The following is an 11,779-nucleotide window of genomic DNA, read 5'->3' as shown; positions in this document are numbered from 1 at the left end:
GGCCGCGGTCACTTCGAAGGTTCATCGCTGTCGGGATGCCGAAGGCAAGAAGCGACGACCACCAAGGGCCATAGGGACTGAAGGCATGTCACAAGGCGTTCAGCGACACCAGGGACACCGTGATGGTGGATTTCGATCAGGAGCCAGCCCGCACCGACGCCCATCAGAGCGGTCGCCACCATGGAAGGCACGGGCCGTAGTCCCCGTGGCGCAGGGACCCCCCACTGCTAGGCGCCGGAAGCAGAGTCACCACGAACGCCGCCACTCCACCGCCGCCCAGCGCCAGACGTCCGGCGAGCGCAGCCGGGCGCAGCCCCCAGGCGGTAAGCAGGTGGCAGACACCCAGGGCGAGGAACGCTCCGGTCATCACCCAGAATCCCGCAGCCCCGTAGGCCCCCAGGACGCTGATCGTCTGAGTGGCGGGATCGTAGGCGGCTCCTTCCAGCAGTGCCGCGATCGTCCAGCCTCCGGCCAACAGGACAGGGGCACATCCCGACGAAATCAGGGCCCACCTGGGAACAGATCGCATCAGGCCACCGTAAAGCGCTCAATCATTCCTCCGCCACGCACACGCAGGCGGGTCGAATCCGAATGGCCTACACCTCGCCCTAGGAGCTTTCCGCCTGCGCCTTGCTGCGCTTGGTGAGGACCCCGGCCGCCGCGAGCGCGCTGACGGCGAAGGCCAGTGCCACGGTCCACTGCTGGTCGAACCGGTGCCCCGTGGCGTGGTCCAGCGAATAGCGGCCGGCTCCGGTGAGGCCGATGGCGGCCGCGGTGAAGCCGAGGAACGCGGGGTACTCGTACCCGCCCGACTGGGCGAAGAACCCGGCGGGCGCGTGTACGGCGACGGCGCCGGCCATGGCTCCGGCCGCCGCCGCGCCGGCTGCGGGCGTGGCGAGCCCGAGGGCCAGGAACACCCCGCCGCCCGCCTCGCCGAGCCCGGCCGCGACGGCGCTCTGCCGGCCGGGGCTGAAGCCCATGTGCTCCATGGCCTTCGCGGTCCCCTCCACGCCTCCGCCGCCGAACCAGCCCAGCAGCTTCTGCGTGCCGTGCGCCGCCAGTACGGTGCCGGTGCCCACGCGCAGTACGAGCAGGCCGAGGTCGCGTCGGTTGAGGTGAGCCATGGGTCTCTCCCAGCGTGAAGGGGTCGCGTCTACGCCTCTACTTTCGTTACGAACCACACCTTCCGCACCATTTCGGCTCCGGTATCAGCGAGGCAGCAGCTGAAGGCGTGGTGAAGCCGCCGAGCATGCCGTACGAACGTGCCTTGATCCGGCCGCCGCGAGTTGCCAGAGCGTAATGGTGTCCATGCCAGGAGCCGACGCTACCGCCCGTGCCCGCTGTGACACTGTGCGGCTCCGCCGCGTGCGGACACACCCGCAGGCCAGGTGCGGGATACCTCCCCCGCGCCGTGCCTCGGACACCGGGCGGGGGGTGACAAGGGTTTTCCCCGTATCGGGTTCATCTCGCCGTTCCCTACTGTCTGCCGCACCGGCGAATCCCGTCTCCTGACCGTTGGCTGTCAGGTGCATGTAAACGGTGGGGTACGCCGGGGACGGCCTTGGTCAGAGGCCGTAGCGCCGGCGGCGGCGCACGGGCTCACCCCAGCCCAGGAATCGCGAACCCGTGGCCCCCACGCCACTCGCGGTTCTCGCGCCGCCCGCCCGCGCTCCGCACGTACGTCATGAAAGGGAACACCTTGAACGGTTCCAGGCGGAGACTCATATCCGTCGTGGCCGCGACCGCCACGATCGCCGGCGTCGTAGCCACCTCCACCGTGGCGTCCGCCGCCGCCGCGGGCCCCTCCCCGAAGCCGGCTCCGGCTCCGGCTCCGGCTTCCCAGGCCATGACCACGCTGCCGACCGCGCCGGTCGAGAAGGTCATCGTCACCTACAAGTCCAAGGCCGCCGAGGCCGGTTCCAACACCGCAGCCAAGAAGGACGCGGCCGCCAAGGGCGAGGAGACCGGCGAGAGCCTGTCGTTCGAGCGCCGCCTGGCCGGCGGCGCCGCACTCGTCGACCTGGGCGGCGAGGCCTCCAAGAAGGACCTCACCGAGGTCATGGACGCCTTCCGCGCCGACTCGTCGGTCGCGTCCGTCGAGGCCGACATCCGCGCGTACGCGATGGCGGTCACCCCGAACGACACCGACTACAGCAAGCAGTGGGACCTGTTCGAGGCCACGGGCGGCATGAACGTCCCCGGCGCCTGGGACAAGACGACCGGCAGCGGCGTCACCGTCGCCGTCATCGACACCGGTCACGCCGCCCACTCGGACCTGGCCGGCAACGTCGTCGCCGGGTACGACTTCATCTCCTCCTCCGCGGACGCCCGCGACGGCAACGGCCGTGACAGCGACGCCAAGGACGAGGGCGACTGGAACGCCACCGACGGCGAGTGCGGCACCGGTTCCCGTGCCAGCAACTCCTCCTGGCACGGCACGCACGTCGCGGGCACCATCGGCGCCACGACCCACAACACCAAGGGCATCGCGGGCATCGCGTACAGCTCGAAGATCCAGCCCGTGCGCGTGCTCGGCAAGTGCGGCGGCTCCTCGGCGGACATCGCCGACGCCATCACCTGGGCGTCCGGCGGCACCGTCCCGGGCGTCGCGGCGAACGCGACCCCGGCCAAGGTCATCAACCTGAGCCTCGGCGGCGCCAGCTCCACCTGCCCGAGCGTCTACCAGACCGCCATCAACGGCGCCGTCTCGCGCGGCACCACCGTGGTCGTCGCGGCGGGCAACAGCAACGCCAACGCCTCCGGCTTCACGCCCGCCAACTGCTCCGGCGTCATCAACGTGGCGTCCACCAGCCGTGAGGGCAACCGCTCGTACTACTCGAACTACGGCACCATCATCGACGTCTCCGCGCCCGGCGGCGAGACCCGTCGCGCCACGGACACGCCCGGTACCGTCACCACCCCCGAGAACGGCATCCTCTCCACGCTGAACTCCGGTACGACGATCCAGTCCACCGAGAACTACAAGCCCTACCAGGGCACATCGATGGCCGCCCCGCACATCGCCGGGCTCGCCGCCCTGCTGAAGTCGGCCAAGAGCACGCTCACCCCCGCCGACATCGAGTCCGCGATCAAGGCCAACGCCCGTCCGCTGCCCGGCACCTGCACCGGCGGCTGCGGCTCCGGCATCGCCGACACGACGAAGACCGTGAACGCCGTCACCGGCACCACCACCCCCGGTGCCACCTTCACCAATGCCGCGAACGTGACGATCAGCGACAACACCACCGTCGCGTCCTCGATCGCCGTGACCGGCCGCACCGGCAACGCCCCCGCCGCCCTCAAGGTCGACGTGGACATCAAGCACACCTGGCGCGGTGACCTGGTCGTCGACCTGGTCGCCCCCGACGGCACCGTGCGCAACCTGAAGCCCTCGTCGTCCTCGGACAGCGCCGACAACGTCCTCGCGACGTACACGGTCGACGCGTCGAGCGAGGTCGCCAACGGCACCTGGAGGCTTCAGGTCCGTGACGTGGCTTCGGGTGACACCGGCTACATCGACAGCTGGAGTCTCACCTTCTGAGACGCCCGCGGAACTGCATAACCGCTGGTCAAGGGCGCGTCCACGGCTTCCGCCGCGGGCGCGCCCCGTCGCACGCCCGTCCGAATGCCGGACGCCGGGCCTGGACTGCGGGTGCCGACTTCGTATTCTCTGCTCGCACGGGCAGAGGGCTCGCGCGCACCGGAAGGTGGTGAGGGTTCGTGACGTCGGCCGTGTACCGCGCCGCGCCGGTCGGGCGCACGGAACTCCTCGCGCGGCTCGAACGGGTCCTGCACACCCGCGGCCGCGCCCTGCTCACCGGCCCCGCCGGAGTCGGCAAGACCGAACTCGCCCTCGCCGTCGCCGCCCGCGCCGAGTCCCGCGGCGAGACCGTCATCTGGCTCGCCACACTCCCCGCCGACCGCGACATACCCGGCGCGGCCGCCGCCGCCCTCGTCGCCTCCGTGGCAGCGTCCATGTCCTGGCCCGCCCCCGGCACGGCCCACGGCGGACCCGATGGACCGGGCGGCTCCGGCAGCCCGGGAACGTACGACATCCTCGACGGGCTGCCGGGCCCGCAGCGCACCGCCGTCGCCATGCTGTGCCGCGAGGCGCTCATCCCCGACGGCGGCTGGGACCCCATCGCCCTGCGGCTCGGCCTCGCCCAGATCCTGCGCGTTCTCGCCGCGCGCGGCACCGTCCTGCTGGCGGTCGACGGCGTGCAGCGCATCGACGACACCAGCGCCGACCTGCTGCGTTTCGCCCTGCATCTGGCTCCGTCCGCGCTGCGGGTGATCGCCGTCGAGACCCCGTCGGCGTACGGCTCCGAGGCGCCCCCTCACAGGGGTACGCCGCGGCCGGACCCGGCGGGCCCGGAGCCGCTGTGGGTGCCCTCCGAGGCCGACGTCCTGTTCGTACCGCCGCTCCAGGCCGACGAGATCGCCGAACTCCTCATCCATCACCGGCTGCCGTCCCGGATGGCCGGCCGCATCCACAAGGCCAGCGGCGGCAACCCGCGCCTCGCGCTCGCCGTCGGCCGTTCCCTCGCCGACGCGCGGACTCCGGTGCACCACGCCGAGGCGCTGTCGCTGTCCGGGCGGGCCCGCGACCTCGCCCGCCAGCTCCTGGGCGCCGCCTCCCCCGACGTACGCTCCACGCTCCTGCTGGCGGCGCTGGCGCTGCGTCCGACGGCCTCGCTGATACGCCGCGCCGGCCGCCCCACCGCCGAGGCCGATCTCGCCGCCGCCGAGCGGGCGAACCTGGTCTCCCTCGACGAGGACGGGACAGTCGGCTTCACGGCCGGCCTGCTGCCGTCGACGCTCGTGCACGACGCCTGCTGGACCGAGCGCAGCGCCGGTCACGCGGCGCTCGCCAGGGTCGTGGACGATCCCGTCGAGGCGGTACGCCACCGGGCCCTGGCCACCGACATCCCCGACGAGAAGCTGGCCACCGAGGTCGCCGCGTCCGCCGAGATCGCGCGGCGCCGCGGCAACAGCGCCCTGGCCGCCGAACTCGCCCTCCTCGCGGCCGAGTCCACCCCCGTCCAGCAAGGCGCCGAGCGCATCGCCCGGCTCGTCGACGCCGCCGAGGAGGCGGCCCGTGCCGCCCGAGCCGACCTGGCCATGCGCGCGGCCACCGATCTGCTGGCCAGGGACGCCGCCCCGGCCGACCGCGTCCGCGCGCGGCTCGCGGTGCTGGACACCGCGGGCCAGGGCCTGTGCAACCTCGACGAGCTGTACGTCCACGCCATGGAGGACTCCGAGGGCGACACGGCGCTGCGCGCGGCCGTCCAGCTCCGGCTCGCGGTGAAGTACGTCCTGGCCGACGGCGATCCCGTACGCTCGCGGGCCGCCGCCGTGGAGTCCGCCGCGCTCGCCGGCTCGGTCGGCGACCGCAGGACCGCGGCCAGGGCGCTGACCGTACAGGCGCGCATGGACCGGGTCCTCGGCTCGCCGGACGCGGAGCGGGTCCTGGCCGAGGCGCGCGCCCTGGAGGTGTTCGAGCGCCCGCTCGGCATCCGTAACGCCGCCCAGATACTGACGATCCGCCACGCGATGTTCGACGGCCGGCTCACCGACGCCCGCGACCAGCTCAACGCCCTGCTGCCGCTGGTCGAGCGCCGCGGCCCGGTGGAGGACTCCATCGAGCTGCTCAGTACGCTCGCGGAGATCGAGGCCCGGCAGGGGCAGTGCGCCGCCGCGCTCGCGCACGCCGGCCGTTCGCTCGCCCTGACGCTGGAAGCCGGCCTCTCCCCCGGCCCCGCCTGGTACGCCCTGGCCCTCGCGGAGACCGCGGGAGGCAGCTTCGGGCGCGCCGCGAGCTACGCCCGGCGCAGTGTCAGGGCCTCCGAGGAGGAGGGCGACCACGTCTTCCTCTCTCGCAGCCTGTACGCGCTGGGCCGCGTCCAGCTGATCAACGGCGACGTGGCGTCGGCCCTGGAGAGCCTGCGCCGGGTCCAGGCCGACGAGCGCGCCCAGTCGACCGTCGACCCGTCCATGCTGCGCTGGCACGAGGAGCTGGCCGAGGCGCTGCTGGCGAACGACGCCCCGGAGGAGGCAGCGGCCCTGCTCGAGGACGTGCGGCCGGTCGCCGAACGCCTCGGCCGTACCACGGTGCTCCTCGGCTGCGACCGGGCGTACGCGCTGTACCTGGCGGCGAGCGGGAAGTCGGCCGAGGCCGCGGATCTGTTGTCCCGCACGGCGGACAGTTTCGCCGTGGCCGGCCTGCCGCTGGAGCGCGGCCGGGCGCTGATCGCGCTCGCCCGCGTGGAGCGCCGCCGCCGCAGGCGGTCCGCCGCCCAGAGCGCCCTGCACGCCGCGGCCGTGGTCTTCGAACGGGCGGGCGCGGTTCCGTGGCTCGGCCTGACCACGGAGACCTCGTCCCGTACGGCCGAACCCGCCCCGGCCGGCGGCGACACCCTCGCGTCGCTCACGGACGCGGAACTGCGCCTCGCCCAGCTGGTCGGCCAGGGCGCCAGCAACCAGGAGGCGGCGGCGAAGCTGTACCTGAGCGTGAAGACGGTCGAGGCCCGGCTGACCCGCATCTACCAGAAGCTGGACGTCCGCTCGCGCGCCCAGCTGGCGACCGCCCTGAGCGCCTGGCCCGGCCACCGGCCGGCGCAGGCTGCGACGGAAAACCCCGCCGCCGGCTGACTGGGCCGCTCGCGGCGCGCGAAGATGCGCGGCACCGCAACGGGGGAGCATCCTTGGCTATGTGACCTGGTACGGCGCGGCCGGGCCCGCACCGCCGCGAAAAAGCGGCGCAACGGCGGAAAAGTCGGGAAAGACCGGAAAACCGAACAGCAACGGCCGGGTTCCGGACGAACTGGCCCTGGTGCTCGCCCAAGCCGCGGTAAACGCGATCGAGTCGGCCGGCGGATACGCCGGCGGCGTCTACTTGCGCTCCCGGACGCCGGAGCTGCTGCGGATGGCCGTACTCGCCGGGCTTCCGGGACCGCTGTTCCGCCCCTGGTGGCGCATGCACGTGAACCGCCCGTTCCCGGTCGCGGAGGCCCACCGCTCGGGCCAGGCCGTCCATCTCGCCGACGCCGAGGAGGCCATGCGCCGGTTTCCGCAGCTCATGGCCGGTCTGCCGTTCCCGTTCGGTTCGCTGTACGTGCCCGTGGCGGAGGGCGGCGAGAAGTTCGGGGTCCTTGTGGTGCTGCGCGCGGCCACGCCGGGGGTCCCCGTCGAACACACCGACCGCCGCCGGCTGCACCACGCCGCGGACCGGCTCGCCGCCGCCCTCGCCGAGATGAGCGCGCGGGGTGCCGGCGTCGAGTGGGACGGCGAGCCGGTGTGCGTCCAGCTGCCCTCGGTCACCACGCCGCCCGTACGCATCGGCCGCTTCGACTGGGACCTCGCCGACGGCGCCGTGAACGCCGACGACGAAATGTGCGCCATCCTCGGCACCTCCCCCGCGGCGTTTCCCGGCACCATCGACGCACTGGCGGCGCGGTTGGCGCCGGAGGACTCGTACGGACTGTGGACCGTGGCCGGCCAGGCCGTGAAGTCCGGCGGTCCCGCGGCGCGCAGGATGCGGCTGCGCGGCCCGGACGGACGCACGCACCTGCTTGAGATCTCGGCCCGCGCGCGCCCGCCCGGTGACGGCCCGAGGGGTCACCTGACCGGTTTCGTCGTGGACTTCGGCACCGGGCCGATCGTCGCGGAGGCGACCGACCGGCTGCCGCGCGCCATTCTTTCGCTCGACCGGCTCGGGCGGATCACCTATATGAACCAGAGCGCGGAGACGCTGCTCGGGCAGGCACGTTCCCACCTGGTCGGCAAGGTCCTGTGGGAAGCCCTGCCGTGGTTGTGGCACCCGGCGTACGAGGAGCATTTCCGGGCCGCGCTGCTCTCCCCCGAAGCCGTCCATTTCACGGCTCGCCGCCCCCAGGGCCGGGAGGAATGGCTGGCGGTCTCCCTCTACCCCGGCCACGACGGCCTGACGGCCACGCTCGCCGGTGCGGAGGATCCGGCGTACGCACCGGCTTCCGTCACCAAGCCGGGCGCGGGACTCGGCTCCCCGGCCGACCGGGCGTCGGCGCTGTACCGTCCGGTCGCCCTGGCCATCGCGCTGACGGAGGCCGTCACGGCGCGCCAGGTGTCCGCCGTCGTCACGGACGAGCTGCTGCCCGCCTTCGGCGGCCGCCAGCTGGCGATCTACCTGCTGAACGAGCGGCACCTCTACCTGGCCTGGGAGACCGGTTTCCCGAAGGGCTTCCTCGACCGCTTCGACGGCGTGGCCCTCGACGCCAGACTGCCCGGCGTCGAGACGCTCACCTCGGGCCGCCCCCTGTTCTTCGAGTCCATGGAGCACCTGGCCGCCGCCTACCCCGGCATCCCGATGGACGCGCATGTCGGCGCCAGGGCCTTCCTGCCGCTGATCGCCTCGGGACGCCCCGTCGGCTCCTGCATCCTCGGCTTCGACCAGCCGCGCGGCTTCAGCCCCGAAGAGCGCACCGTCCTCACCGCCCTGGCCGGTCTCATCGCGCAGGCGCTCCAGAGAGCGCAGCGTTACGACACCGAGGCCGCCCTCGCCCGCGGCCTGCAGAACGCGCTGCTGCCGCACCGGCTGCCCGTGGTCGAGAACGTCGACACCGTGGCCCGGTACCTGCCGGGCACCCAGGGCATGGATGTCGGCGGCGACTGGTACGACGTCGTCGACACGGGGCGGGGGATGGCCCTGGTGGTGGGCGACGTACAGGGACACGGCGTCGCGGCGGCGGCCACGATGGGCCAGCTGCGCAGCGCCGTACGCGCCTTCGCTCTCGCCGGACAGGACCCGCAGGAGGTCATGCGCGACACCAACCGCCTGCTCATCGACATCGATCCGGGCCAGTTCGCCAGCTGCTGCTACATCGTCCTCGATCCGGCGTCCGGCTCCGCGCAGGCGGTACGGGCCGGGCACCCGCAGCCGCTGCTGCGCCACCCCGACGGAAGGACGGAGGTCCTGGACCTGGACGGCGGGGTCGTACTCGGCGTCGACGACGAGGCGTCGTACCCCGTCACCGAGCTGTTGCTTTCGCCGGGCGCCGTCCTGGCGCTGTTCACCGACGGCCTGGTCGAGCAGCCGGGCATCGACATCGACCGGGGCATCGAGCGGCTGCGCGCGACATTCGCCGACACCGGTTCTTCCTCTCTCGCCGAGACGGCGGACCGTCTGATCCGGGAGGCCAGACAGGCCGCCGACCGGCCCGACGACATTGCGCTTCTGCTCGCCGCCCGCTGGGCGGAACCGACAAGGCAGGTGCCATGAGCGCGGTAAACACAGCTGGGGACGGCGACTTCCGCGGCCCCCTCGATGTCTCCAGAGCGGCCACGGCCGTGCTGGACCCCGACGACGTGGTCGTCGGCTGGAGTCCGGCGGCGCAGAAGCTGCTGGGATACGCGGCGCATGAGGTGATCGGACGTCCCGTGAGCACCTTGCTGGTCGACGGTACGGAGGCGAGTCGCACGGCCGCCGACCTGCCGGGCACGGAGCCGCCGGGCGCTCCCCACCCCCGCCGCCACGTGCTGCGCATGCGTCACCGCGACGGCCGCGTCGTCCGCGTGGCCACGGCCATGCTCGCGCTGTCTCCCGCGGGCACCGGTCCCGCCCGGCTGCTCGCGGTGGCCGACGCCGAGGAGACGGAGCAGTGGGAAGCGTTGCAGGCGATGCTGCGGGGCCTGGCCACCCAGTCACCCGTGGGCCTGGTGATCTACGACACGGACCTGCGCGTGGTGTGGGCGAATGTCGCGCTCTACCGGGAGATGGGGACCTCGGAGTACGCCGGGCTGGGCCCGGACGAGATGGTGGCCGACGGCGAGATCCTGTCCGACCGGTACCCGCCGACTCTTGAGGAGACGATGCGGCAGGTCATGGCCACGGGCGAGCCTGTCATCGAGCTCCATTACCGCGGCCGCCCGCCCGTGGATCCGGAGCGCGACCACGTCTGGTCGTGTTCCTACTACTGGCTGCGGGACGCCGCCGGAGCCTCGCTGGGGGTGTGCGAGGAGACGATGGACGTCACCGACCGCTACCTCGCGCAGCAGCGGCTGGATCTCCTGGTACGGGCCGGCGGGCAGGTGGGCACGACCCTGAACATGGCCCGCACGGCGCAGGAACTCTCGGCGGTCACCGTCCCGCAGTTCGCCGACGAGGTCACGGTCGACCTCCTGGAGGCCGTACTGGAGGGCAACCAGCCCACCAGGGGAACCGAGCCCGCGGGCGACATGATCCGCGTGTGGGGACCGGGATACGACGCGAGCACCCGGGAACCCCCCGCCGGACGGCAGCGGATCGGCTACGCCCCGGACTCGCCCCAGGCACGCAGCCTGGCCTCCGGCCGGTCGGTGCAGGAACGCCCGGGCCACACGGAGGCCGCCGATGGGCAGCCGGAGCCGCGCGCGCTGCTCGTGGTGCCGCTGCGCGCCGAAGGCGGCACGCTGGGCGTGGTCACGTTCGCGTGGGACCGCCGCCGCGACCCGTTCGACGCGGGTGAGCTGGCCGTGGCGGACGAGCTCGTCGCACGTACCGCCATGAGCATCGACAACGCCCGCCGCTACACCCGCGAGCGCACCGCGGCCCTCATGCTGCAGCGCAGCCTGCTGCCCCAGAAGCTCCCGCAGCTGACCGCCGTCGAGCTGGCCCACCGCTACCTGCCCGCGGACAACAAGGCCGGTGTCGGCGGCGACTGGTTCGACGTCATCGCCCTGTCGGGCACGCGGGTGGGCCTGGTCGTGGGAGACGTGGTCGGTCACGGGCTGCGCGCCGCGGCCACCATGGGGCGCCTGCGCACGAGCGTACGGGCGTTCGCCAGGCTGGACTTCGCGCCCGACGAACTCCTCGCCCGCCTGGACGACCTGGTCACGCAGGCGGCCAACGAGGGGGCCATCCGCATCGACGGCGAGGAGATGCCCCACGACGAAGCGCTGGGCGTGACCTGCCTGTACGCCGTGTACGACCCGGTGTCGGGCCTGTGCCGCATGGCCGGGGCCGGCCACCCACCGCCCGCCGTCGTCGACCCCGCGACCGGCTCCGTCACCTTCCCCGACCTGCCGGCGGGGCCGCCGCTCGGTCTCGGCGGCCTGCCCTTCGAGACGACGGAACTGAAACTGCCGGAAGGCAGCATCCTCGCCCTGTTCACCGACGGCCTCGTCCAGAACCGCGAGCGGGACCTCGACGACCAGCTCGACGCGCTCTGCTCCGTCCTCACCGAACACCGGCAGCCGCTGGACGAGCTGTGCGACCGGACGATCGAGACGCTGCTGCCGGGCGCCGTGGACGACGACGTCGCGCTGCTTCTTCTCCGTACGCACAAGCTCGACCGCCACCAGGTGGCCGTATGGGACCTGACCCCCGATCCCGAGACTGTCAGCTTCGCCCGGGCCGCCGCCACCAAGAAGACCGGGGAGTGGGGACTGGAAGAGCTCTCGTTCACCACCGAACTGGTGGTCAGCGAACTCGTCACCAACGCCATGCGCCACGCCCCCGCAGGCCCCATCCAGCTACGGCTCATCCGCGACCAGACCCTGATCTGCGAGGTCTCCGACACGGGTCACACCTCACCGCACCTGCGCCACGCCGGCAGCGACGACGAAGGAGGCCGCGGCCTGTTCCTCGTCGCGCAGATGACGCAGCAGTGGGGCACGCGCTACACACCGACCGGGAAAACCATCTGGGCCGAGCTGCCGCTCGTACTGGACGAAAGCGCCTTCGGGTTCTAATCCGTCCGGATTGTCTGCCATTTGGCACCGGAAAAACCGAAAAGGCCGTATCGGAATTCTCCGACACGGCCTT

General features: G+C 72.7%; 5 protein-coding genes and 1 pseudogene. 4 read left to right on the top strand and 2 right to left on the bottom strand.

The genetic code is table 11. The features are described from left to right. Positions 1-8 precede the first annotated feature (8 nt). Positions 9-529: pseudogene (locus tag J7E96_RS35460) on the bottom strand (DUF998 domain-containing protein). Positions 530-608: 79 nt separating this feature from the next. Beyond that, entirely contained in the window at positions 609-1,124 is a 516-nt protein-coding gene (locus J7E96_RS35455) for a DoxX family protein (RefSeq protein WP_215137809.1), read from the bottom strand. A gap of 608 nt (positions 1,125-1,732) precedes the next feature. On the opposite strand from J7E96_RS35455, the gene J7E96_RS35450 reads away from it, so the two are divergent. The 4 genes from J7E96_RS35450 (at position 1,733) to J7E96_RS35435 (ending at position 11,706) form a co-directional block, all read left to right on the top strand. Continuing rightward, a complete protein-coding gene (locus tag J7E96_RS35450; RefSeq protein WP_308296287.1) occupies positions 1,733-3,541 on the top strand; it encodes a S8 family serine peptidase in 1,809 nt (602 codons plus the stop codon). 179 nt (positions 3,542-3,720) lie between these two features. Further along, a complete protein-coding gene (locus J7E96_RS35445) occupies positions 3,721-6,651 on the top strand; it encodes a LuxR family transcriptional regulator (protein WP_215137805.1) in 2,931 nt (976 codons plus the stop codon). A gap of 61 nt (positions 6,652-6,712) precedes the next feature. Beyond that, a complete protein-coding gene (locus tag J7E96_RS35440) occupies positions 6,713-9,256 on the top strand; it encodes a SpoIIE family protein phosphatase (RefSeq protein ID WP_215137803.1) in 2,544 nt (847 codons plus the stop codon). Further along, positions 9,253-11,706: a SpoIIE family protein phosphatase gene (locus tag J7E96_RS35435; RefSeq protein ID WP_215137801.1), complete on the top strand. Its 2,454-nt coding sequence runs from the start codon at positions 9,253-9,255 to the stop codon at positions 11,704-11,706. Before J7E96_RS35440 ends, J7E96_RS35435 begins: the two co-directional genes overlap by 4 nt. Positions 11,707-11,779: the final 73 nt, after the last annotated feature.

Origin of the sequence: Streptomyces sp. ISL-96, assembly GCF_018614035.1 — a bacterium.
Lineage (GTDB): Bacteria > Actinomycetota > Actinomycetes > Streptomycetales > Streptomycetaceae > Streptomyces.
This window is presented reverse-complemented; position numbering and strand designations above follow the sequence as displayed.

Coding starts and splice junctions, on each gene's coding strand:
- J7E96_RS35435 (WP_215137801.1), top strand. CDS start 9,253: ATGAGCGCGGTAAACACAGCTGGGGACGGCGACTTCCGCGGCCCCCTC.
- J7E96_RS35455 (WP_215137809.1), bottom strand. CDS start 1,124: ATGGCTCACCTCAACCGACGCGACCTCGGCCTGCTCGTACTGCGCGTG.